The 24,246-nt window shown below is 53.4% G+C and carries 24 protein-coding genes; 6 read left to right on the forward strand and 18 right to left on the reverse strand.

Features of this window, described 5'->3' with window-relative positions; genetic code table 11:
• Nucleotide 1 precedes the first annotated feature (1 nt).
• The 11 genes from rffA to trxA form a co-directional block, all read right to left on the reverse strand.
• A complete protein-coding gene (rffA, locus tag J4645_RS21035; RefSeq protein WP_000612080.1) occupies nt 2-1,132 on the reverse strand; it encodes a dTDP-4-amino-4,6-dideoxygalactose transaminase in 1,131 nt (376 codons plus the stop codon).
• A gap of 4 nt (nt 1,133-1,136) precedes the next feature.
• Nucleotides 1,137-1,814, reverse strand: coding sequence for a dTDP-4-amino-4,6-dideoxy-D-galactose acyltransferase (gene rffC, locus J4645_RS21040; protein WP_023212411.1), 678 nt, complete (start codon nt 1,812-1,814; stop codon nt 1,137-1,139).
• Entirely contained in the window at nt 1,792-2,673 is an 882-nt protein-coding gene (rfbA, locus tag J4645_RS21045; RefSeq protein ID WP_023214614.1) for a glucose-1-phosphate thymidylyltransferase RfbA, read from the reverse strand. Before rfbA ends, rffC begins: the two co-directional genes overlap by 23 nt.
• Nucleotides 2,674-2,705: 32 nt before the next feature.
• Nucleotides 2,706-3,773 (reverse strand): dTDP-glucose 4,6-dehydratase, encoded by a 1,068-nt coding sequence (rffG, locus tag J4645_RS21050; RefSeq protein ID WP_000822137.1) that lies wholly within the window; start codon nt 3,771-3,773, stop codon nt 2,706-2,708.
• The gene (gene wecC / locus J4645_RS21055; protein ID WP_023214615.1) at nt 3,773-5,035 is read right to left on the reverse strand and encodes a UDP-N-acetyl-D-mannosamine dehydrogenase; all 1,263 of its coding nucleotides are present in this window, start codon (nt 5,033-5,035) and stop codon (nt 3,773-3,775) included. The genes rffG and wecC overlap by 1 nt, the downstream gene beginning before the upstream one ends.
• Nucleotides 5,032-6,162, reverse strand: coding sequence for a UDP-N-acetylglucosamine 2-epimerase (non-hydrolyzing) (gene wecB / locus J4645_RS21060; protein WP_000866682.1), 1,131 nt, complete (start codon nt 6,160-6,162; stop codon nt 5,032-5,034). Before wecB ends, wecC begins: the two co-directional genes overlap by 4 nt.
• Before the next feature lie 55 nt (nt 6,163-6,217).
• Nucleotides 6,218-7,264: an ECA polysaccharide chain length modulation protein gene (wzzE, locus tag J4645_RS21065; protein WP_000193413.1), complete on the reverse strand. Its 1,047-nt coding sequence runs from the start codon at nt 7,262-7,264 to the stop codon at nt 6,218-6,220.
• Nucleotides 7,265-7,275: 11 nt separating this feature from the next.
• Nucleotides 7,276-8,379, reverse strand: coding sequence for a UDP-N-acetylglucosamine--undecaprenyl-phosphate N-acetylglucosaminephosphotransferase (gene wecA / locus J4645_RS21070; protein ID WP_001050948.1), 1,104 nt, complete (start codon nt 8,377-8,379; stop codon nt 7,276-7,278).
• A 239-nt stretch (nt 8,380-8,618) separates the two neighbouring features.
• Nucleotides 8,619-9,878, reverse strand: a complete 1,260-nt coding sequence (gene rho / locus J4645_RS21075; protein ID WP_001054532.1) for a transcription termination factor Rho — start codon at nt 9,876-9,878, stop codon at nt 8,619-8,621.
• An 87-nt stretch (nt 9,879-9,965) separates the two neighbouring features.
• Nucleotides 9,966-10,049 (reverse strand): rho operon leader peptide, encoded by an 84-nt coding sequence (locus tag J4645_RS21080; protein ID WP_134820045.1) that lies wholly within the window; start codon nt 10,047-10,049, stop codon nt 9,966-9,968.
• Nucleotides 10,050-10,296: 247 nt separating this feature from the next.
• Nucleotides 10,297-10,626, reverse strand: coding sequence for a thioredoxin TrxA (gene trxA / locus J4645_RS21085; RefSeq protein WP_001280776.1), 330 nt, complete (start codon nt 10,624-10,626; stop codon nt 10,297-10,299).
• 143 nt (nt 10,627-10,769) lie between these two features.
• On the opposite strand from trxA, the gene rhlB reads away from it, so the two are divergent.
• Together rhlB and gppA are read left to right on the forward strand one after the other, a co-directional pair.
• Entirely contained in the window at nt 10,770-12,035 is a 1,266-nt protein-coding gene (gene rhlB / locus J4645_RS21090) for an ATP-dependent RNA helicase RhlB (RefSeq protein ID WP_000047524.1), read from the forward strand.
• A 118-nt stretch (nt 12,036-12,153) separates the two neighbouring features.
• The gene (gene gppA, locus J4645_RS21095) at nt 12,154-13,635 is read left to right on the forward strand and encodes a guanosine-5'-triphosphate,3'-diphosphate diphosphatase (protein ID WP_001089447.1); all 1,482 of its coding nucleotides are present in this window, start codon (nt 12,154-12,156) and stop codon (nt 13,633-13,635) included.
• A gap of 39 nt (nt 13,636-13,674) precedes the next feature.
• Here the strand turns inward: gppA and rep are convergent, their stop codons facing one another.
• The 4 genes from rep to J4645_RS21115 form a co-directional block, all read right to left on the reverse strand.
• Nucleotides 13,675-15,699, reverse strand: coding sequence for a DNA helicase Rep (gene rep, locus J4645_RS21100; protein ID WP_023214616.1), 2,025 nt, complete (start codon nt 15,697-15,699; stop codon nt 13,675-13,677).
• Between the two features lie 99 nt (nt 15,700-15,798).
• Nucleotides 15,799-16,527, reverse strand: coding sequence for a nicotinamide riboside transporter PnuC (gene pnuC, locus J4645_RS21105; protein WP_023214617.1), 729 nt, complete (start codon nt 16,525-16,527; stop codon nt 15,799-15,801).
• The gene (locus tag J4645_RS21110; RefSeq protein WP_001182428.1) at nt 16,527-17,270 is read right to left on the reverse strand and encodes a nucleoside phosphorylase; all 744 of its coding nucleotides are present in this window, start codon (nt 17,268-17,270) and stop codon (nt 16,527-16,529) included. The genes pnuC and J4645_RS21110 overlap by 1 nt, the downstream gene beginning before the upstream one ends.
• A gap of 28 nt (nt 17,271-17,298) precedes the next feature.
• Nucleotides 17,299-18,000 carry a Crp/Fnr family transcriptional regulator gene (locus J4645_RS21115; protein ID WP_001024339.1) on the reverse strand — a complete coding sequence of 234 codons (702 nt, stop codon included), beginning with the start codon at nt 17,998-18,000 and terminating at the stop codon, nt 17,299-17,301.
• A gap of 193 nt (nt 18,001-18,193) precedes the next feature.
• Between J4645_RS21115 and ppiC the strand changes: the two genes are divergently transcribed.
• Nucleotides 18,194-18,475: a peptidylprolyl isomerase PpiC gene (ppiC, locus tag J4645_RS21120; protein ID WP_001096806.1), complete on the forward strand. Its 282-nt coding sequence runs from the start codon at nt 18,194-18,196 to the stop codon at nt 18,473-18,475.
• Between the two features lie 91 nt (nt 18,476-18,566).
• On the opposite strand, the gene ilvC is transcribed toward ppiC, so the two are convergent.
• Complete coding sequence (gene ilvC / locus J4645_RS21125; protein ID WP_000024943.1) at nt 18,567-20,042, reverse strand: ketol-acid reductoisomerase; 1,476 nt, start codon at nt 20,040-20,042, stop codon at nt 18,567-18,569.
• 164 nt (nt 20,043-20,206) lie between these two features.
• Between ilvC and ilvY the strand changes: the two genes are divergently transcribed.
• From ilvY to J4645_RS21140, 3 genes are read left to right on the forward strand one after another with little or no spacing between them, the layout of a single operon-like run.
• Nucleotides 20,207-21,094 carry an HTH-type transcriptional activator IlvY gene (gene ilvY / locus J4645_RS21130; protein WP_023214618.1) on the forward strand — a complete coding sequence of 296 codons (888 nt, stop codon included), beginning with the start codon at nt 20,207-20,209 and terminating at the stop codon, nt 21,092-21,094.
• A 12-nt stretch (nt 21,095-21,106) separates the two neighbouring features.
• Entirely contained in the window at nt 21,107-21,496 is a 390-nt protein-coding gene (locus J4645_RS21135; RefSeq protein WP_023214619.1) for a hypothetical protein, read from the forward strand.
• A 13-nt stretch (nt 21,497-21,509) separates the two neighbouring features.
• The gene (locus J4645_RS21140; protein ID WP_000937045.1) at nt 21,510-21,884 is read left to right on the forward strand and encodes a hypothetical protein; all 375 of its coding nucleotides are present in this window, start codon (nt 21,510-21,512) and stop codon (nt 21,882-21,884) included.
• A 10-nt stretch (nt 21,885-21,894) separates the two neighbouring features.
• Here J4645_RS21140 and J4645_RS21145 read toward each other — a convergent pair whose 3' ends face one another.
• On the reverse strand, nt 21,895-22,596 hold the full coding sequence (locus tag J4645_RS21145; RefSeq protein WP_023214620.1) for a DUF2461 domain-containing protein: 702 nt from the start codon (nt 22,594-22,596) through the stop codon (nt 21,895-21,897).
• 105 nt (nt 22,597-22,701) lie between these two features.
• The gene (ilvA, locus tag J4645_RS21150) at nt 22,702-24,246 is read right to left on the reverse strand and encodes a threonine ammonia-lyase, biosynthetic (RefSeq protein ID WP_023214621.1); all 1,545 of its coding nucleotides are present in this window, start codon (nt 24,244-24,246) and stop codon (nt 22,702-22,704) included.

The following is a 24,246-nucleotide window of genomic DNA, read 5'->3' on the forward strand; positions in this document are numbered from 1 at the left end:
ATCAGGAGAAATAATTTAGCAAGGTAGTAATCACCGTTCGTTGATCGACGGGCGCAAGATTATAAAACAGCGGCAGACGCAACAAACGTTCGCTCTCTTTTGTGGTGTAGACATCGTCCCCGATAAACTCGCCGAATTTATCGCCCGCCGGACAATCATGCAGCGGAATGTAATGGAATACCGCCATGATTTCCGCCTCTTTCAGGAAATTAATCAGCGCGCTGCGATCGGCGATATCCCGCAGTTTGATGTAAAACATGTGGGCATTATGCCCGCAGTTTTCCGGAATAGAAGGCAGCTCGATACGCCCGGCGCGCGCCAGCGGCGTTAACGCATCGTAGTAAGTCTGCCACAGCGACAGACGCTGTTGATTGATACGATCGGCGGCCTCCAGTTGCGCCCACAGGTAGGCAGCCTGCAGATCGGACATCAAATAACTGGAGCCGATATCCCGCCAGGTGTATTTGTCCACCTGACCACGGAAGAACTGGCTGCGGTTGGTGCCTTTTTCGCGAATGATCTCCGCGCGTTCAATTAGCGTACGATCGTTGATCAGCGTCGCGCCGCCTTCGCCGCCAGCGGTGTAATTTTTGGTTTCATGGAAGCTAAAACAGCCGATGTGACCGATCGTCCCTAATGCGCGCCCTTTGTACGTGGACATCACACCCTGGGCGGCATCCTCGACAACGAACAGATTATACTTATCCGCCAGCGCCATGATGACGTCCATTTCACAAGCGACGCCAGCGTAGTGTACTGGCACGATAGCGCGGGTTTTATCAGTAATTGCCGCCTCAATCAGCGTTTCGTCAATATTCATCGTATCCGGACGAATATCGACAAACACAATTTTCGCGCCGCGCAGGACAAAAGCGTTAGCGGTGGAGACAAACGTAAAGCTCGGCATGATCACTTCATCGCCGGGCTGAATATCCAACAACAGAGCCGCCATCTCCAGCGACGCGGTACAGGAAGGCGTCAGCAACACCTTCGCGCTGCCGAAATGTTGCTCCAGCCACTGCTGGCAACGGCGCGTAAAGCCGCCGTCGCCGCACAGTTTGCCGCTGCTCATTGCAGACTGCATGTATTCGAGTTCGGTTCCCACCACCGGCGGCGCATTAAAAGGAATCATGTTGTCACCTGTATAACCAGTACGCAGTGCTTTCGATGTTGGCACCGCTTTGTATGTAACGTTTAAGCGCGGCGGTGTTGCCCAACTGGGTCGCCACCCGCAATGTTGCTTTGCCGCGACTCTGCGCCCAACAGATCGCCGCCTGCATAAGTTCCGCTCCCGCGCCGCGTCCGGCCAACAGACCGATGCGCGCGTCAGTATCATTCAATTCCCGCAGCGAGACGTAACCACGGATAGCGCCTGTCTCTGTGCGAAGCACCAGGCATTGGTGATCAAACGTGCCGCGTACCGCATTCTCAATCCACTGGGCGTAAAAACGGGCGCTGGCGTCGGGCGCATACCACGGCGCGCGAAAACGACTCTGCGTAAACGCCTCTCCGGCCAACTGACGCAAAGCAGGAATGTCCGTAAGGTGTGCAATTTCCGCGCCATGCTGGTCGCTATGCCCTTTTACCGGCAACGCAAAATCCACTTCGCCTTCAACCAAAGAGAATCCCAGCGATTGCAACGCCGACAGCCAGGCGATGTTTTCAGCCGGCACTTTTACCTGCACGCGTTGCCATGCCTGCAGCGCTTCTGGCGTTAATTCGGGCGCTGAGGCATCGATACACACAATGCCGCTATTCACGCCAAAGAACGTATTTTCCCAGAGTAACGGTTCAATACTGGCGCGGACGGGCACGGAGCAACTCCAGTAAATATTGGCCATAGCCGGTTTTTTCAAGCTGACTGGCGGCGCGTTTCAAACCATCATCATCCAGCCAGCCGTTGCGCCAGGCAATCTCCTCCAGACAGGCAATTTTGAAGCCCTGGCGCTTTTCCACCGTCTGCACAAAAGTGCTCGCCTCAATCAGACTGTCGTGGGTGCCCGTATCCAGCCAGGCGAAACCGCGGCCCAGCAGTTCAACAGTCAGCTTACCTTCCTCCAGATACATCTGGTTGATAGAAGTGATCTCCAGCTCGCCACGCCCGGACGGTTTCACGCGCTTCGCATACTCGACGACCTTGCTGTCATAGAAATAGAGGCCGGTGACCGCCCAGTTAGATTTAGGCTGTTTCGGCTTTTCTTCCAGCGAGAGCGCGCGAAAATCATCGTCAAACTCCACGACGCCAAAGCGTTCCGGGTCCATGACCTGATAGCCAAATACTGTAGCGCCTTCGGTACGCGCCGCGGCCTGACGGAGTTTGGGGCTAAAACCCTGACCAAAAAAGATATTGTCGCCCAATACCAGGCATGAGGGTTCACCGTTGAGGAACGTTTCGCCAATGATAAAGGCCTGCGCCAGCCCGTCCGGACTGGGCTGTTCGGCATAGTGTAAATCGATACCGAATGCTGCGCCGTCGCCCAACAAACGCTGAAAGTCGCGTTTATCCTCCGGCGTGGTGATGATCAAGATCTCACGAATGCCCGCCAGCATTAGCACCGATAACGGATAGTAAATCATCGGTTTGTCGTAGACGGGCAGAAGCTGCTTTGATACGCCGCGCGTAATGGGATGCAACCGGGTACCGGAGCCTCCCGCCAGAATGATGCCTTTCATTCGTTTCTCCTCCAGGAGTAAGAACCTGCCGTTTAGCGTTTCAGTCCTAAGCGTTCGCCCTGATAACTGCCATCCTGCACGGGTTTCCACCAGGCCTCATTGGCGAGATACCACTGAACGGTTTTTCGCATCCCGCTTTCGAAGGTTTCCTGCGGCGTCCAGCCCAGCTCGCGGGCGATTTTCGACGCGTCGATGGCATAACGTAAGTCATGGCCGGGTCGATCGTCGACGAAGGTAATCAGATCGTGATAATTCGCCACACCCTGCGGTTTTTGCGGGGCCAGTTCCTCCAGCAGAGCGCAAATCGTCCTGACCACATCCAGATTTTTACGTTCGTTATGACCGCCGATATTATACGTTTCGCCCACCGCGCCGTTCGTCACCACGTGATACAACGCACGGGCATGATCTTCCACATACAGCCAGTCGCGAATTTGCTGGCCGTTGCCATAGACCGGCAATGGTTTACCCGCCAGCGCGTTCAGAATCATCAGCGGGATCAGTTTTTCCGGGAAATGGTAGGGCCCGTAGTTATTAGAGCAGTTGGTGACAAGCGTAGGCAAACCGTAGGTACGTAACCAGGCGCGTACCAGATGGTCGCTGCTGGCTTTGGAGGCGGAATAAGGGCTGCTTGGCGCATATGGCGTGGTTTCGGTGAAGAAATCGTCTGCAGTATGCAGATCGCCATACACTTCATCGGTGGAGATATGGTGGAAGCGGAACGCCGCTTTAGCGTCCGCGTCAAGCGCGGACCAGTAAGCGCGAGCGGCTTCCAGCAAGGTGTAAGTACCAACGATATTCGTTTCAATAAACGCCGCGGGGCCGTCGATGGAACGGTCTACATGGCTTTCCGCCGCCAGGTGCATCACGCTATCGGGCTGATACTGCTGGAAAACTCGCTCCAGTGATGCCTGATCGCAGATATCCACCTTCTCAAAGGCGAAACGGTCGCTTTGCGCCACCGACGCCAGAGACATCAGGTTGCCCGCATAGGTGAGTTTATCCACCACCACCACCGCGTCTGCCGTTTCATGGATGATATGCCGCACCACCGCAGATCCGATAAAGCCTGCGCCGCCGGTCACCAGAATCCGTTTCATCAGCGCCAGACTCCTTTGGTATCAACCACATAACGTTGATTAACCGCATCGCCGGGAATCGCTTTAAATTCGTCATGATCGACCAGCATCACCAGCACATCGGCGGCGGCCAGCGCCGCGTCCAGTTTCGCCAGCGTGCAAAGTCCGTCCAATTTTTTCGGCAACTGACGGATATTCGGTTCGACGACCAGGGTTTCGCCGCTGTGCCAGCGGGCGATACTTTGCGCGATCCCCATCGCCGGGCTTTCGCGCAGATCGTCGATATTCGGCTTAAAGGCCAGCCCAAAACAGGCGATTTTCACTTCGCTGGCGCGTTTATCGGTGGCCGCCAGGCAATCTGCGACCGCGGCTTTTACCTGATCGACTACCCAGTGCGGTTTGCCGTCGTTCACTTCACGCGCGGTGCGAATCAGTCTCGCCTGCTGCGGATTTTGCGCCACAATAAACCACGGATCGACCGCAATGCAGTGCCCGCCAACGCCTGGGCCCGGCTGCAAAATATTGACGCGCGGATGGCGGTTCGCCAGGCGGATCAATTCCCAGACGTTAATCCCCTGTTCGGCGCAAATCAGCGACAATTCATTCGCAAAGGCGATATTCACATCACGGAAGCTATTTTCCGTCAGCTTGCACATCTCTGCGGTGCGCGAGTTGGTGACAACGCATTCGCCCTCAAGGAAAATTTTGTACAGAGCGCTGGCGCGAACCGAACATACTGGCGTCATACCGCCAATCACGCGGTCATTTTTAATGAGTTCCACCATCACCTGACCCGGCAGCACACGCTCCGGACAATAGGCGATATTCACGTCGGCCTGCTCGCCCGCCTGCTGGGGAAAGGTCAGATCCGGGCGCATCCCGGCCAGCCAGCCGGCCATTTGCTCCGTTGCGCCGACCGGCGATGTTGATTCCAGAATCACCAGTGCCCCTTTTTTTAATACCGGCGCAATGGATTTCGCCGCGGCTTCCACATAGGCCATGTCAGGGTCGTGATCGCCTTTGAATGGCGTCGGCACGGCAATCAGGTACGCATCGGCCTCGACAGGTGTCGTCGTCGCACGCAGAAAGCCGCCTTCCACCGCCATCTTCACCACATTGCCCAACGCCGGCTCCACGATGTGAATTTCACCGCGATTTATGGTGTCTACCGCATGTTGGTTGATATCCACGCCGATAACCTGCTTCTGGCGGGAAGCAAAAGCGGCCGCAGTCGGTAATCCGATATACCCCAGCCCAATAACAGAAATGGTCGTAAAACTCATAACGATACCCGATAACTTTTTAACGCCTGTAAAATGCGCGCGCATGATTGCCCGTCACCATAAGGATTATGGGCGCGGCTCATAGTTTGATATTCATTTTCGTCGTGCAGCAGACGCATAACTTCCGCCACAATGCGCCGGGAGTCCGTGCCAATCAGTCTTACCGTACCAGCGGTAATGGCTTCCGGACGCTCTGTGGTTTCACGCATGACCAATACCGGCTTACCTAATGACGGCGCTTCTTCCTGAATACCGCCGGAATCGGTCAGAATGAGCCAGGCGTGATTCATCAGCCAGACAAAAGGTAAGTAGTCCTGCGGCTCAATCAGCACCACGTTTTCAACATGGCCGAGGATACGGTTGACAGGTTCGCTGACGTTGGGATTGAGGTGCACCGGATAGACAATTTGCACATTCTGGTTCGCGGCGGCGATTTCCGCCAGCGCCTGGCAGATATGCTCAAAGCCCTGACCAAAGCTTTCACGCCGATGACCGGTCACCAAAATCATCTTCTTATTCACATTGAGGAAAGGATACTGCTCGGCCAGTTCAGCCTGTAATGTATCGCTCGCCAGAACGCGATCGCGTACCCAGATCAGCGCGTCGATAACGGTATTGCCAGTGACAAAAATGCGCTCATCCGGAATGTTCTCCCGCAACAGATTCTGCCGCGAGTTTTCCGTCGGCGCAAAGTGGTACATCGCCAGATGTCCGGTCAGCGTGCGGTTTGCCTCTTCCGGCCAGGGGGAATAAAGATCGCCGGTTCGCAACCCGGCTTCTACGTGCCCTACCGGAATTCGTTGATAGAAAGCCGCCAGGCTGGTAGCAATCGTAGTGGTGGTATCGCCATGAACCAGCACCACATCAGGTTTAAAATCTGCCAGGATCGGCTTTAATCCCTCCAGAATTCGGCAGGTAATTTCCGTCAACCCCTGTCCCGGCTGCATAATGTTGAGATCGTAATCAGGCACAATAGAAAAAAGAGTTAATACCTGATCAAGCATCTCCCGATGCTGCGCAGTAACGCATACTTTGGCCTCGAAATGAGGATCTTTTTCCAGCGCATGGACCAGAGGCGCCATCTTAATGGCCTCCGGTCGTGTACCAAATACAGTCAGTACTTTCACATCGATTCTCTTCGAATAGACAGCAGGGGCCCAGCCCCCTACTGCAGAGGTGTTGCTAAATCGTGCGGCGACGGGTTAAGGCAACGCCCGCACCGATTAGCGCCCCAACGATACCCCACATAATCATCAGGAAGGCTCGGCGTGGGCTATCACGTTTTACCGGTTCTTCCGGCGTACGCAAATAACGATAGGTCTGAAAACGAGGGTCCAGGGTCGGCCCCACATTAAGCGTATTCAACATTGCCCGATTTTGAAAGTAGTCCAAATCGAACGCAGGGCCAACCGCTTGCAGATTTTCAAGACGCGCCTGCAACATAGGGCGACCGAGTAAAAAAAGCTCTGAGTCCGGTAATTCATCCGCCGGGACATCCGTCGCGCTACGAGAAATATTATGTTGTTCCGCAATTTTGAGCGCCTGCTCAATACTGTTTACACGACGTGAATAGATCGCTTTCGCAACCTCTTCCTGCCGTTTGACCTGCGCTTTCATCTGCACGGTACGCGCAGCCCAGGCACCTTTTAATTCATCATTCAGATGGCTCGCCGCCCGCTGGCTGGCGAATGCGACATACTGACGCAGCAGATTATTGGCATCCGGCGCAGTTTCAGCAATCAGCTTCACGTTGTCGTTGATGGCGCGTGTAAAATCGCCGGGCGTAAACTGTATGTTATTGATCAGTTCATCAAGCATCGCCGCATCAGCTTTGCTATTCCCGACCATTCGCTGCTTGTAATAGTCCGTCTGTAACCAGAAATCGCGACGCGTATCCCAGGAGGCAAGTTGCATGATGAACTCTTTATACGCTTCATCCATCACCGAGGGCTTATCAGAAGAAGCAGGATCGGTCTTAATATCCAGGTTGCGCAGAAACTGCTGCTGGGAGTAATAACCGCCCAACATATTTACGGTTGGGCGATCGGTGATCGCCGTCGCACTCCACTCCTGACGAGCAAAAAAGGTATAGGCTAACGCGATAAGGGCAAATAGCAGGCCAATGCCGATAATCCAGAATTTGCCAGCCCATAAAGTACGAAACAACCCGCGAATATCCAGTTCATTTTCAGCGCTCACCGCGCGTGCCCCCGGTAATGGTTGTGTCATCGTATCCTCATTTACTTGGTTAAGTTTGGCCGGTTCTTACGGTGTCTGCGCAGGCGACGCTTCACACGCTTAATAAATCTCGCCACCTTCCAGGCCCGCTTAATGCAGTAGCCATAGAGGAAGAATGCTAGCAAAAAGAGCACCAACATAACCCATTCAGGAACAAAATGAGAATATTCTGCCGCTACGCCGACTCCCGCCAGAATGGCGGCGGCAAGCGTAATCAGTACAAACGCCTGACGAGAGGTAAATCCGGCGCGCATGATAAGATGGTGAATATGCTGACGATCAGGTGAGAAGGGACTCATTCCTTTACGCAGACGGCGATACATAATCGCCACCATATCCATCAGCGGGATAGCGATAATCCATAGCGCGGTAACCGGACTGATAGGGTGAGTTTTCCCCTGCGTCGTTTCCAGTAAGATCCAGATAACGGTAAAACCAATCAGAGTACTACCGGCATCGCCCATAAAGACTTTATAACGCCGCCCCAAAATACCGAGATTAAGCATAATGTAAGGCAGAATCGCGGCAATCATGGCGAAGCACCATATTGCCAGGCTGGTTTGACCGTCAAACCATAAAATCAGCCCCATCGCCGCGAATGAGACGCTGGATAGCCCGCCCAACAGGCCGTCAATACCGTCCACCATATTGAAAGCGTTGATCGCCGCCCATACGGCAAACAGAGTAAGGAAATAACCGAAGGGACCGAGCACCATCTCCCAGGAGCCAAAGATATAGCCGAGGCTGCTAAGATAGAGCTTACCGAATACCATCATAATGATACCGATCGCGGCCTGTATGGTCGCACGGATCTTCACGCTGATATCAAAACGGTCGTCCAGCGCACCGATAAGAACCAGTACGCCCGCACAAGAAAGATAAAGCGACGCATGAGGAATATAGTGGTCAACGATTCCGAATGTGAAGCAAATCCCTGCGTAAACCGAAATCCCTCCAACCAACGGTATCAGCCCCTGGTGGCGTTTACGAAAGTTGGGTTTATCCACTAAACCGATTTTTTTTGCGACTTTACGCGCAAAAAACAGGAACAGTGTCGTGAATAAAAAAATACTGATGAGATCAGTACTCACGGTCAGTAAATTCACAATGCGTGCTCTCAGATAAAATTAGTACCAGAAGTATAACCATGAAGACCTTTATTCAGAAGGGAAACCCTGCTCTGAATCAGGCAGAATTGTTTAAATATCAACCACACGATACCGATAACGAATGGATGGCGAAGCCCCGACCCGGTTTATCATCATTTTGTAAATGTATCGTTAAGATTACAGATATAAAACAAAAACGCCACGTAAAAACGTGGCGTTTTCAGGTAAAGACCAGGTTATGAGCGCTTCATCATCTCGAAAAAGTCGTCATTAGTTTTGGTCATCGCCAGTTTGTTAATGAGGAATTCCATCGCGTCAATTTCACCCATCGGATGGATGATTTTACGCAGGATCCACATTTTCTGCAGCTCTTCCTGAGTGGTGAGCAGCTCTTCTTTACGGGTACCGGAACGGTTGTAGTCGATAGCCGGGAAGACACGTTTTTCAGCGATCTTACGCGAGAGGTGCAGCTCCATGTTACCGGTGCCTTTAAACTCTTCGTAGATAACTTCGTCCATCTTGGAACCGGTATCGATCAGCGCCGTCGCGATGATCGTCAGGCTACCGCCCTCTTCCACGTTACGCGCCGCGCCGAAGAAACGCTTCGGACGATGCAGGGCGTTAGCGTCCACACCACCGGTCAATACTTTACCGGACGCCGGCACCACGGTGTTGTAGGCACGCGCCAGACGGGTGATGGAGTCGAGCAGGATGATAACGTCTTTCTTGTGTTCAACCAGACGTTTCGCCTTCTCGATAACCATTTCAGCAACCTGAACGTGGCGGGATGCCGGTTCGTCAAAGGTAGAAGCAACCACTTCGCCTTTCACCAGACGCTGCATCTCGGTTACTTCTTCCGGACGTTCGTCAATCAGCAGCACCATCAGCACGCAGTCCGGGTGGTTATACGCGATGCTCTGCGCGATGTTCTGCAGCAGCATGGTTTTACCCGCCTTCGGCGGCGCGACAATCAGACCGCGCTGGCCGCGACCGATCGGCGAAGCCAGATCCAGAACGCGCGCCGTTAAGTCTTCGGTAGAACCGTTACCACGCTCCATACGCAGACGAGAGTTTGCGTGCAGCGGGGTTAAGTTCTCAAAGAGGATTTTGTTACGGGCGTTTTCCGGTTTGTCGTAGTTAACTTCGTTAACTTTCAACAGCGCAAAATAGCGTTCACCTTCTTTCGGCGGGCGAATCTTACCAGAAATGGTATCACCAGTGCGGAGGTTGAAACGGCGGATTTGGCTGGGGGAAACGTAGATATCATCAGGACCGGCGAGGTAGGAGCTGTCTGCAGAACGGAGGAAACCAAATCCATCCTGCAATATCTCCAGCACACCGTCGCCAAAGATATCTTCGCCACTCTTTGCGTGCTGCTTCAGGATGGCAAAAATAATGTCCTGCTTGCGCATACGGGCCAGGTTTTCCAGCCCCATACTTTCGCCGAGAGTGATCAGCTCAGAAACCGGCGTATTCTTTAATTCGGTAAGATTCATAATGGTGTGAGTTCTTAAACTTGGGGTAAATCTCGAACTTAATGTTGTGAATGGTATGGCAGGGTCATCCATGCCTGTTTACGGCTATCAACTCATGTCTGTTCGCTGTCTGGTCACAGGAAAGTACGCAGAACTGAAACGACAAGACGGAATGAGCGAAGAGCCAGGAATCTTTCCACTTCTCGTGCGAGAAAAAACGGGAAGTGACGGATAAAACCAGATTCAAACTTAATAAGGTATGTTTAATTCGAAGTCAATACTAACTTAGCACGACTCAGACCGGGCGTCCAGAGATCCTGACAATTTAAGAATAACGTAAGGACAACAGACGCCACGAAACTGCCTGATACCTTAATCATTCGTCGAATGACAGACGCCTGACCATACAGCGCCTTTGTCATTCGACGTATAAAAGGTATTACGCCAGATTGGCGTCGAGAAACTCTTTCAACTGACCTTTAGACAGTGCGCCTACTTTGGTTGCCGCCACTTCGCCGTTTTTAAACAGCAGCAGAGTCGGAATACCGCGGATGCCATACTTAGGCGCAGTACCTGGGTTCTGGTCAATGTTCAGTTTGGCAACGGTCAATTTGCCCTGATATTCGTCAGCGATTTCATCCAGAATCGGAGCGATCATTTTACACGGCCCGCACCACTCTGCCCAGAAATCAACGAGGATAGCCCCGTCCGCTTTGAGTACATCCGTGTCAAAACTGTCGTCAGTCAGGTGAATAATTTTATCGCTCATATATAACTCCACAGGAATAAGCCTGGCGTGTTGGTGTAGCATTAACCAACGAGGTGCTGATGTTAACTTCGCCAACAAAGGTTGACTTTATTTCACCGGATACGCTTTCGTAAAGCAATAGTAAGCTGATATTCTACCACACTATGAGCAAAACACATTTAACAGAACAGAAGTTTTCCGACTTCGCCCTGCACCCACAGGTGGTTGAAGCCCTTGAAAAAAAAGGGTTTTATAATTGTACGCCCATTCAGGCACTGGCCCTTCCGCTAACGCTGGCGGGTCGTGACGTTGCAGGGCAGGCGCAAACCGGTACCGGGAAAACGATGGCGTTTCTGACGTCAACGTTTCATTATTTACTTTCTCATCCCGCGATCGACGATCGCAAGGTGAACCAGCCGCGCGCGCTGATCATGGCGCCGACGCGTGAATTAGCCGTACAAATTCACGCAGACGCGGAGCCGTTGGCGCAAGCGACAGGCTTAAAATTAGGCCTGGCTTACGGCGGCGATGGTTACGACAAGCAGCTTAAAGTGCTGGAAAGCGGCGTTGATATTCTTATTGGTACGACGGGCCGACTGATCGACTACGCCAAACAAAATCACATTAACCTCGGCGCCATTCAGGTCGTCGTACTCGATGAAGCCGATCGCATGTACGATTTGGGCTTTATTAAAGATATCCGCTGGCTGTTCCGTCGTATGCCGCCGGCTGCGCAGCGTCTGAACATGTTGTTCTCCGCCACCCTGTCTTATCGGGTTCGCGAACTGGCGTTTGAACAGATGAACAACGCCGAATATGTTGAAGTGGAACCGGAGCAAAAGACCGGCCACCGCATTAAAGAAGAGCTTTTCTACCCCTCTAATGAAGAGAAAATGCGTTTACTGCAAACGCTGATCGAAGAAGAGTGGCCGGATCGCGCCATTATTTTCGCCAACACCAAGCATCGTTGCGAAGATATCTGGGGACATCTGGCGGCAGATGGCCATCGTGTTGGTCTGCTGACCGGTGACGTCGCGCAGAAAAAGCGCCTGCGGATTCTGGATGAGTTCACCCGCGGCGATCTGGACATTCTTGTGGCGACCGATGTCGCGGCGCGTGGGTTGCATATCCCCGCCGTAACGCACGTCTTTAACTACGATCTGCCAGATGATTGTGAAGACTATGTTCACCGTATCGGTCGTACCGGTCGCGCTGGCGCCAGCGGACATTCCATCAGCCTGGCTTGCGAAGAGTATGCGCTGAATCTGCCCGCCATTGAGAGCTATATCGGCCACTCGATTCCGGTCAGCAAATACAATCCGGAAGCGCTCATGAACGATCTGCCCAAGCCGTTGCGCCTGACGCGTGCGCGTCCTGGCAATGGTCCGCGCCGCGCTGGCGCTCCGCGTAATCGTCGTCGTTCAGGTTAAGAAAAGTTATGCCATACACAAAATCATTTAGCCTGTATCAAGGCGGCAAGAAAACAAATCCCGATGAGCTTAGGAAGAGTACGCAGCCAACACGGATACAGGTTGAAGGATGAAGTGTATGAATTCCACCTCGTTGTATGCCGCTATTGATCTCGGTTCCAATAGTTTTCATATGCTGGTCGTGCGCGAGGCGGCGGGAAGCATCCAGACGCTGACCCGAATAAAACGCAAGGTGCGTCTGGCCGCAGGTCTGAACAACGACAACCACCTTTCAGCTGAAGCGATGGAACGCGGCTGGCAATGTCTGCGCCTGTTTGCTGAACGTTTGCAGGATATTCCGCAGCCGCAAATCCGCGTGGTTGCCACCGCAACATTGCGTCTCGCCGTCAATGCGGGTGAATTTATCGCGAAAGCGCAGACTATCCTTGGTTGTCCGGTGCAGGTTATCAGCGGCGAAGAAGAGGCGCGGCTGATTTATCAGGGAGTCGCTCATACCACCGGCGGCGCAGATCAGCGACTGGTGGTGGATATCGGCGGCGCCAGCACTGAACTGGTTACCGGCACTGGCGCGCAAACCACGTCGCTGTTTAGCCTGTCGATGGGCTGCGTAACGTGGCTTGAACGCTATTTTAGCGATCGTAATCTGGCGCAAGAAAACTTTGATGATGCGGAGAAAGCCGCGCGCGATGTACTGCGTCCGGTCGCCGATGAACTGCGTTTTCATGGCTGGAAGGTCTGCGTGGGTGCCTCCGGCACCGTACAGGCATTGCAGGAAATCATGATGGCGCAGGGGATGGACGAGCGCATTACGCTCGCCAAACTGCAGCAGCTAAAACAACGCGCGATACAGTGCGGGCGTCTGGAAGAGCTGGAAATCGAAGGCCTGACGCTGGAGCGCGCGCTGGTTTTCCCAAGCGGGCTGGCTATTCTGATCGCGATATTTACCGAGCTGAACATCCAGAGCATGACGCTGGCAGGCGGCGCGTTACGCGAAGGGCTGGTGTATGGGATGTTGCATCTGGCGGTAGATCAGGATATCCGCAGCCGCACGCTGCGAAACATTCAGCGTCGGTTTATCGTCGATACCGATCAGGCAAATCGTGTGGCGAAGCTGGCAGATAACTTCCTCAAACAGGTAGAAAATGCCTGGCATATTGAGCCTATCAGTCGTGAACTGTTGCTTAGCGCTTGCCAATTGCATGAGATCGGTCTGAGCGTTGATTTTAAACAGGCGCCCTATCATGCCGCCTATTTAGTACGCCATTTGGATCTGCCTGGCTATACGCCCGCGCAGAAAAAGTTGCTCGCCACCCTCTTACTGAATCAGACCAATCCGGTCGATCTCTCTTCGCTTCATCAGCAAAACGCGGTACCGCCCCGTGTTGCGGAACAGCTATGCCGTTTGCTGCGACTGGCGATTCTTTTTGCCGGTCGCCGTCGTGACGATCTGGTACCAGAAATTACGCTACAGGCGCTAAATGAAAATCTGACGTTAACCTTGCCTGGCGACTGGCTGGCGCATCACCCGCTGGGTAAAGAGTTGATTGATCAGGAAAGCCAGTGGCAAAGCTATGTACACTGGCCGCTGGACGTTCGCTAACCGTAGTCTGATTACCGGATGGCGCTTCGCTTATCCGGCCTACGATTTCGCTCGCTTTGCCGCCATCATGGCTTTCAGATTAGCCAGGTGACTTTGCCCTTTTTGCATTCGCTCCTCAGCGCTTACCACTTTGCGCTCCTGCTCCCAGATTAAATCATCCTGCGGCAGTTCTAACAGGAAGCGACTGGGTTCCGGGCGCACCAGCTCCCCATACTGACGGCGCTCTTTACATAATGTAAAGGTAAGCTCTTTCTGCGCGCGAGTGATCCCGACATAGGCCAGCCGACGCTCTTCCTCAATATTGTCTTCGTCAATGCTGCTTTGATGCGGCAAAAATCCTTCTTCCATTCCCACCATATAGACATACGGGAATTCCAGTCCTTTCGATGCATGAAGCGTCATCAACTGTACCTGATCCAGCTCTTCTTCGCTCTCGCCGCGCTCCATCATATCGCGCAGCGTAAAGCGTGTAACCACTTGGGTCAGCGTCATCGGCTCATCAAGTTCGTTGCCTTCCAGCATCTCAGTCATCCAGCTAAAGAGCTGGTTAACGTTTTTCATACGCATTTCCGCCGCTTTGGGGCTCGGCGAGGTTTCGTACAACCAGGATTCATAGTCAATACCGTGGATGAGATCGCGCACGGCGGCGACAGGCTCGCGTTCGGCCAGACGCTGGATTTCCCCCAGCCAGTGGGTAAAACGCGTCAATGAATCGTAACCACGTCCGGTCAGCTTTTGGCTAAGCCCCATATCAAAGCTGGCGGTAAACAGGCTTTTATTACGCATCATTGCCCATTCACCCAGCTTTTGCAGCGTGGCCGGACCGATTTCGCGTTTTGGCGTATTCACGATGCGCAGGAAAGCGCTGTCATCATCCGGGTTGGTCAACACCCGCAGATAGGCCAGCAAGTCTTTAATCTCCGGACGGGAGAAAAATGAGGTGCCGCCGGAAATTTTGTACGGAATACGGTTCTGCATGAGGAATTTTTCAAATACCCGCGACTGATGATTCCCGCGATACAGAATGGCGTAATCCTTGTACTGGGTCTTGTTCACAAAGTGATGGGCAATCAGTTCGCCGGTAACGCGCTCAGCTTCATGCTCTTCATTGTTTGCGCTTAACACTTTGAGTTCCGCGCCGTAACCGAGCTCGGAAAAGAGGCGCTTTTCAAAAACGTGCGGATTGTTGGCGATGAGAATATTCGCCGCTTTCAGGATGCGGCCCGAAGAACGATAGTTTTGCTCCAGTTTAATCACCTGCAGCGCCGGAAAATCCTGGCTCAGTAACACCAGGTTTTGCGGACGCGCCCCGCGCCAGGAGTAGATAGACTGATCGTCATCGCCTACGACCGTAAAGCGCGCGCGTTGCCCGACCAGCAGCTTAACCAACTCATACTGGCTGGTGTTAGTATCCTGATATTCATCCACCAGCAGATAACGAATTTTATTCTGCCAGCGCTCGCGCACCTCATCATTGCGTTGCAGCAGCAGCGTCGGCAGCAAAATCAAATCATCAAAATCGAGAACGTTACATGCCTTCATATGGGCGTCGTAAAGCCCGTAGCAGTGGGCAAAAATACGATCGCGTTCACCTTTCGCCCCGGCCGCCGCCTGCGCAGGCGTTTTGAGATCGTTTTTCCAGTTGGAGATCGTGGAGATCAGCTGTTGCAACAGAACCTTGTCGTCTTCGATCAGGCCTTCGGTCAGCTCTTTGAGCAAGGCGACCTGGTCGGTATCGTCAAACAATGAAAAGTTCGATTTCATCCCCAGCGCAGCGTACTCGCGCTTAATAATATCCAGCCCTAGCGTATGAAAGGTGGAGATCATCAAACCGCGCGCTTCCTTACGGCCGAGCGTCTGCCCGACGCGTTCTTTCATCTCACGCGCGGCCTTGTTGGTAAACGTCACCGCCGCAATATGCCGGGCCTGATAGCCGCATCCGCGGATCAGGTGGGCGATTTTATTGGTAATTACGCGAGTTTTACCAGAACCCGCTCCTGCCAGCACCAGGCAGGGTCCGGTGACGAATTCGACAGCGTGTTGTTGGCCGGGATTTAAACGCATGGGAATAGTGCTCAATCTTCGAACGGGGGAGGGATTGTAGCAGAAAGCGAGGCCCAGAGAAGACCAGGCTGCTTTTTCAGGCAGCCTGGAAAAGGTCAATCAGCAGGCTCTGGCGGCAAGCGGCGTATAGCCATTACGCTGTGCGCTCTTGATCCAACTGTAAGAACCCATTAGCGCGATCGCCGTCAGCAGAACATACTCAAGCGACATCGCATAAACGCCCTGTACTGCATAGATCACGACGCTAATTACATCAATAATCACCCACAGCAGCCAGTTTTCCACGTACTTGCGGGTCATCAGCACCATCGCCGCAATCGACAACACCAGCATGGTGGAATCCCAGAACGGGAACGCGTCCGGCTGGAGTTCAGGCATCGCCACCTGCATACCTACCGTTTGCAGCAGAGCGAGCATAACGCGGGTCAACATAGCGAAGACCGGATCGATAAACCACGTCATCAGCAGAATGGCGATAATACATATGCCCCCCAACCTCCATGTTTGTTGACGAGAAAGCCAGCGTACTTTCAGAGCGGCTTCCCGGGCGTCATTCTGCCGGCTCCATGCGTACCAGCCGTAAATATTCGCCGCAAAGAAAAACACCTGAAGTAGCAAGCTGGCATACAGTTGAATCTGAAAAAAGATGGCGGCAAACAGAGTGACGTTAATCAAACCAAACAGGTAATTAATGATTTTTTCCCGGCTGGCGCACCAGATGCACAATAAGCCAAAGACGGTGCCGATAGCCTCAATCCACGACAGCGCATACCCTCCCTCGCCGAGAGGAATGTTGACCATTACATTGTTAATGATGAAAAAGTCCATCATTGCTCTCCTTGCAAACTATCGAAATAAATGGCCTGAAGCGCCAAAGAAATCTGGCGCTCTTCACCTTGCTGGCACAAGGTTTCCTGCTGAACATAATGGTTAATGCTGCTCTCCAGACAGCCACTATGCGCGACGACCACGTTTAGCAACGACGCGGTACGCAGCCCTCGTAACGCCCCCACCACCATCAGCGCGGCGGTTTCCATATCCGCGCCGAGAACTCCCCTGGCCGACCATTCGGCATCCAGTTCAGCTTCGCGATCGGTATAAAAACTGTCATGGCTGCGCACCAGCCCGCAAACGGCAGAGATGTTCATCTGTTTCGCCTGCTGTATCAGCGTGGCGGTAAGATACGGGTCCGCACAGGCCGGATAACTGGCGGGCGCATAGGTTTTGCTGGCACCGTCGTCAGCCACCGCGCCGTGGGCGATGATCACATCGCCCAACGCCAGCGAGTCCTGCAACGCGCCGCAACTACCGATACGGATTAGCGTGTTGACGCCAACCTGGCGTAACTCCTCAATGGCGATAGCGGTTGACGGTCCGCCGATTCCCGTGGAGAGCACGACTATTTCAACCCCCTGGTACCAACCGCGCGCCGCGCGAAACTCCCGGTTTTGCCCCAGAATCTCAGCCTTATCAAGAAAACGGGCGATTCTATCCACCCGCCCGGGATCGCCGGGCAAAAGCGCATATTTCGCGCGGGTCATGCTTGTGTTAAGCCGAATATGGGGTTGCATCTCCCGTCTCCTTATTGTTCTGAGAGGTTCAGATTTCCGCCTCCTGTTTGAGTTTTTCAGGAGCCAGTAAAATGATCCCCTCACCGTCGGTATCGATAATGTTCAGCGATTTCAGATCGTGCAGTATCCGGTTGATACTGCGCGTCGTCGCCGCAAATTCCTGACCAAGATTCTGCTTATCAAGCAAAATAGTGGTTGATTCATATTGTTGATAACGCAGCCATAATGCCTGGCATACGCGTTGATGCAGCGAGTACAAATTGTCGCTACTGGCCTTTTTCGACAACTGGTAATACTGTTGGCTGAAAAACCGCAGCATTCGCTGGTTAAAGTGGTTATCCAGCGCCAGCCAGCGGCAAAAATGCGCTTGCGGCAGGCTGAGTAGCTGTACATTGCCGACGGCTACGACAGAACAGATGTAATGCCGCGACTCAAATATCTCTAGCTCGCCCAGCATATCTCCTTTGCCATAACGCGCCTGCCGGTAACGGCGTCCATCTTCAGCTTCGTAAAAAACATCCACTTCGCCGGCCACAATGAGTGAAAATTGCTGGCATATTTCCCCCTGGCGGCAGATAAGCGCGCCGCGGGAAATGTCGTCAAATCGCCAGCACTGCATGATTTCCAACGGGCAGTATTTGAGTAATTCATAGAGCACTGGGTCGCGTACAACCTGGCGTAGCCCTAAAAGCCAGTCGTCTGGAAATTCTGCGTTTTTCATTATGTTCATGGTATCTCGCCCCTTGTCAGAAAGGACAGGACCGCCGTCCCGCGCATCCGAAATACGCCCGCTAAAAATGCCGCTTATCTCCCGGTTCATTAAATCAGGCGGGACATCTGTCCTGTAATGGCGAAGAGTATATGTCTGACGGCCTAAGGAGTGATAAAGTGACGGCCAATCTTTGCGACGTGAGAACTCAATAATGGCAAAAATGGCAGCAGCACTGCATATTCTTGTAAAAGAAGAGAAACTGGCTTTAGATCTTCTGGAGCAAATTAAAAACGGCGGCGATTTTGAGAAGCTGGCGAAGAAGCATTCTATCTGCCCCTCCGGTAAAAAAGGCGGTCATTTAGGCGAATTTCGTCAGGGCCAGATGGTTCCGGCATTCGATAAAGTAGTCTTTTCCTGCCCGGTACTGGAGCCAACCGGCCCGCTGCATACCCAGTTCGGTTACCACATCATTAAAGTATTGTATCGCAAATAAAAAGCCGGGTGGCGGCTACGCCTTACCCGGCCTACATCGTCTGCTTGATTTTGTAGGTCGGGTAAGCGCTAGCGCCACCCGACAAGGTATATCAACCCGCTACCGCAATACGCTTCATATCCGTCATATAGCCGCGCAGTTTCTTACCTACCTGCTCAATCGCATGACTACGAATCGCATCGTTCACGTCGCGAAGCTGTGCGTTGTCTACCGCGCCTTCCGGGATAGCACTACCCAGATCGCCCGGTTGCAATTCCGCCATAAACGGTTTCAGCAGCGGTACGCAAGCGTAAGAGAACAGGTAGTTACCGTATTCTGCGGTATCGGAGATAACCACGTTCATTTCGTACAGACGCTTACGGGCGATGGTGTTGGCGATCAGCGGCAGTTCGTGCAGTGATTCGTAGTAAGCGGACTCTTCGATGATGCCGGAATCGACCATGGTTTCGAACGCCAGCTCAACGCCCGCTTTCACCATCGCAATCATCAGCACGCCTTTATCGAAGTACTCCTGCTCGCCGATTTTACCTTCAAACTGCGGCGCGGTTTCGAACGCGGTTTTACCGGTCTCTTCACGCCAGGTCAGCAGTTTCTTATCGTCGTTAGCCCAGTCAGCCATCATGCCGGACGAGAATTCGCCGGAGATGATGTCATCCATGTGTTTCTGGAACAACGGCGCCATGATCTCTTTCAGCTGTTCGGACAGCGCGTAAGCACGTAGTTTCGCCGGGTTAGACAGACGGTCCATCATCAGGGTGATGCCGCCCTGCTTCAGCGCTTCGGTGATGGTTTCCCAGCCAAACTGAATCAGTTTTTCGGCGTATGCCGGGTCGGTGCCTTCTGCCACCAGCTTGTCGAAGCACAGCAGAGAACCGGCCTGCAACATACCGCACAGAATAGTCTGCTCGCCCATCAGGTCGGATTTCACTTCCGCCACGAAAGAAGATTCCAGTACGCCCGCACGGTGACCGCCGGTGGCCGCCGCCCAGGCTTTAGCAATCGCCATGCCTTCGCCTTTCGGGTCGTTTTCCGGGTGAACGGCGATCAGCGTCGGCACGCCGAAACCACGTTTGTATTCTTCACGCACTTCGGTACCCGGGCATTTCGGCGCTACCATCACCACGGTGATGTCTTTACGGATCTGCTCTCCCACTTCCACGATGTTGAAGCCGTGGGAGTAGCCCAGCGCCGCGCCGTCTTTCATCAGCGGCTGTACGGAGCGCACCACGTCGGAGTGCTGTTTGTCCGGCGTCAGATTAACCACCAGATCCGCCTGCGGGATCAGCTCTTCGTAGGTGCCTACTTTGAAGCCGTTTTCAGTCGCTTTACGCCAGGAAGCACGCTTCTCAGCAATCGCTTCTTTACGCAGGGCGTAGGAGATATCCAGACCGGAATCACGCATGTTCAGGCCCTGGTTCAGCCCCTGAGCGCCACAGCCGACGATGACCACTTTTTTACCCTGCAGGTAGCTCGCGCCGTCGGCGAATTCGTCGCGGCCCATAAAGCGGCATTTACCCAGCTGCGCCAGCTGCTGGCGCAGATTCAGTGTATTAAAGTAGTTAGCCATGATGGTGTACTCCGTGATGTTGTGTTGTCGCGCTTATTGTTCGGTTTACAGATTGCTATCTGTGCGAATGAACCCACATTACAACAGGAAATTTATTGCGGAAATTGATATATTCACAACGTTATGTTGCGGTTTATGCAACGTCAAAAACCGGAGGTCTGTCTGTGGATTTACGCGATCTAAAAACCTTCCTGCATCTGGCGGAAAGCCGCCACTTTGGCCGCAGCGCGCGGGCGATGCACGTCAGCCCCTCCACGCTCTCCCGGCAGATCCAGCGGCTGGAAGAAGATCTCGGCCAGCCGCTGTTTGTGCGCGATAACCGCACGGTCACGCTGACCGAAGCGGGTGAAGAGCTGCGAGTGTTTGCCCAACAGACGCTTTTGCAATATCAGCAGTTGCGCCATACCCTCGATCAGCAGGGGCCGTCCCTTTCCGGCGAACTCCATATCTTCTGTTCAGTGACCGCGGCGTACAGTCACCTGCCGCCGATCCTCGACCGCTTCCGCGCCGAACATCCCTCGGTGGAAATTAAGCTCACCACCGGCGACGCCGCCGATGCGATGGACAAAGTGGTCACTGGCGAGGCCAATCTGGCGATTGCCGGTAAGCCGGAAACGCTGCCTGGCGCGGTGGCGTTTTCGATGCTGGAAAATCTGGCGGTAGTGCTGATCGCCCCGGCGCTGCCCTGCCCGGTGCGCAATCAGGTGTCGGTTGATAAGCCCGACTGGTCGACGGTGCCGTTTATCATGGCCGATCAGGGGCCGGTACGCCGCCGCATTGAGCTGTGGTTTCGCCGCCATAAAATCAGCAATCCGCAGATTTACGCCACCGTCGGCGGTCATGAAGCGATGGTTTCAATGGTGGCGCTGGGCTGCGGCGTGGCGCTGCTGCCGGAAGTGGTGCTGGAAAACAGCCCGGAACCAGTGCGCAATCGGGTGATGATTTTAGAGCGCAGCGACGAAAAAACGCCGTTTGAGCTTGGCGTCTGCGTGCAGAAAAAGCGGCTGCATGAGCCGCTAATTGATGCGTTCTGGAAAATTGTTCAGGGTTGATAAGGTAATAAAATGCGCACAAAAATAATGCTGTTATCTGCACTGGTAGCGATATGCTTCAGCGTACAGGCTAAACCGACGGGCATTACCGTACAGGATGTAAAGCATCTGGCGTTAAAGCAGTGCCTTGTTGATAACTATCATAAACGCATTCCGCCGGATGCTTTTTATGCTCCAGGCCATGATATGTCGTTTTTAGTTAAAACCTACGCGTTAGATAATGCCGGGAAATGGAAACCATTCCTTAAATTCGTCGCCAAAGAAACAGAAGGCTTTGATCGCTTAACTATGGCGCTCCATCCGGATAACGCTAAAGACGCTAATAACGTGCTGGAGCGGTGTATGGCATTTTATGAATCTGACAAATTAGATAAATATGTTCGAGAGATGGTGATGAAATAACAAGAGTCGGCTTATGCTCCCAAAAAACAGTAAGACTGCACGTATCCTTAAGGAGCCCCATGCTGCTATGGGCGGAAATTCAGGCAACTATGTCCGTGCAGAAGTAGAATTTGATTCTACGAAGCGAAAACTCTTACCGATAAAAGGGTATCGACCCGACATTGTCATACCGTCCCTCACGGATGAATATTGGGGCATCACCTTTGTCGAAGGAGAAATTGAACTTTTTGATTTCCCTTTCATTGTTAGCCTGGCTTTCACATTCAATGATGAGCATTATCTCCAGATCAGGGAAAATCAGTTATTTGTTATAATGGAAGGGCCTCACCAGGTAGGTAAAGGGCGATTCCTGGAAATACACTTTATCCCGAAAAATGTTAATACATAACGGCAATCTTTTATAAATCCGCCGGGTTCACCTGCTTCATGGTTTCCACCGTCATCAGCCACTGGTACAGCGGCTCCAACTGTTGGAAACTCTCGGCCAGCCGTGTGACCAGATCGGCATGGAAGAGTTTTTCTACGTCATTATCCGTCACCATCACGGCAAACGTTTTACGCTGATACCAGTCGGATATCGCCGGGTCGAGATCTTTGGCCAGCAGCCGCTTATAGCTTTCCCCCACCAGCTCAAACGGCGGGCTGCAGCATTCGGCAACCTGTAAAAACGCATCAGACCGCTTCCTCAACGTATGGCGAAACAGATCCATCGTAGATTTGCTGGCGCTGTAGTAACCCAACCCATAGCGTAGAGTATCGGGGCTGATTTCAAAAAAGTAGGCTGGCGCATCGATCCAGTTTTTAGCTGAACGCTTAAAGGTCAGCCACATCCGGCTGCGGTACAGCGATTTGTCGTGCGAGAAACGGGTATCGCGGTGAATACGCGACAGGGTTTTACCGATGGCGGGTCGGGTTTCCAGCAGTGGATCGATTTCCAGCATCGCTGGAGCAAGGTCGTCCACCAGCGCGCGGAATGGAGTCAGAAGGCTTCTTTCGTAGATAAAGCGGTGCTCATCGAACCAAGCTTTGTCGTTCTCAATACAAACCTGCTGAAGAAAATTGAGCCCTTCTTGTGCAAATCCCTGAAAGCGTCCAGCCATCTTTTTGCCCTTACTCATAGCGATCGTCAGTTTATTATCCCACTCCCTGACGCGCCGTCTATGCAGATGACCGGAAGGAGACATTTCTTCCGGTCATCACTATTCCTACCCCGCCAGAAAGAACCGGAACGCCGGGTTATTGCTCTCATCATGGCATTCATAGCCCAGCTCATGCAGCCGGGTTTCGAAATCCGGCTCATGATCGCCTAACTCGAACGCCGCCAGCACGCGGCCATAATCGGTACCGTGGCTGCGGTAATGGAATAACGAAATATTCCAGTGGGTACCCAACGTATGCAGGAACTTCAGCAAGGCACCGGGCGATTCCGGAAACTCAAAGCTGAACAAACGCTCCTGTAATGGCTTGGAGGGGCGTCCGCCGACCATATAGCGCACATGCAGCTTCGCCATTTCATCGTCGGAGAGATCCACTACGCTATAACCGCCGTCGCACAGTTGGGTGATAATCTCTTTTCGCTCCTCCAGCCCCTGACTGACGCGGACGCCGACAAAAATACAGGCATTTTTCGCGTCGGCAAAACGGTAGTTAAATTCAGTGACCATACGCCCGCCAAGCAACTGGCAGAATTTGAGGAAGCTCCCCTTTTCTTCCGGAATGGTCACCGCCAGTAACGCTTCGCGCTGTTCCCCCAGCTCGCAGCGTTCAGACACATAGCGCAAGCCGTGGAAGTTGACGTTGGCGCCGGAAAGGACGTGCGCCAGGCGTTCGCCGCGAATATTGTGCTGGGCGATATATTTTTTCATCCCCGCCAGCGCCAGCGCGCCAGACGGCTCCGCCACCGCACGCACATCTTCAAACAGATCTTTCATCGCCGCGCAGATCGCGTCGCTATCGACGGTTACGATGTCGTCAAGATACTCCCGGCACAGCCGGAAGGTTTCGTCGCCGATGCGTTTTACCGCCACGCCTTCAGCAAACAACCCAACGCGCGGGAGATCCACTGGATGACCGGCTTCCAACGCCGCTTTCAGGCAGGCGGAATCCTCCGCTTCGACGGCAATCACTTTGATTTGCGGCATCAATTGTTTGATCAGTACCGCTACGCCAGCCGCCAGGCCGCCGCCGCCAACCGGCACAAAGACACGATCGAGATGCGAATCCTGCTGAAGCAGTTCCAGCGCCAGCGTGCCCTGCCCGGCGATCACCATTGGGTGATCAAACGGCGGCACCCAGGTAAAACCCTGCTGCTGCGCCAGCTCAATAGCTTTCGCTTTCGCTTCATCAAAATTAGCGCCGTGCAACAGCACTTCGCCGCCAAAACCGCGTACCGCATCGACTTTAATATCCGCCGTTGCTTTTGGCATGACGATCAGAGACTTCACGCCAAGCCGCGCGGAGGAGAACGCCACGCCCTGTGCATGGTTCCCCGCCGACGCGGTAATCACGCCGTGGGCTTTTTGTTCTTCGGTCAATCCGGCCATCATCGCGTAAGCGCCGCGCAGCTTAAAGCTATGTACCGGCTGCCGGTCTTCGCGTTTGACGAGAATAACGTTATCCAGACGTGACGAGAGCTTTTCCATTTTTTGCAGCGGCGTCACCTGCGCCGCTTCGTATACTGGCGCGCGTAGCACCGCGCGCAGATACTCCGCCCCTTCCGGCGCGACTGACAGAGGTTGAGATTCCGCCAT

Source organism: Salmonella sp. 32082101201600294FB01SM01 (assembly GCF_017572865.1).
Taxonomy (GTDB): domain Bacteria; phylum Pseudomonadota; class Gammaproteobacteria; order Enterobacterales; family Enterobacteriaceae; genus Salmonella; species Salmonella enterica.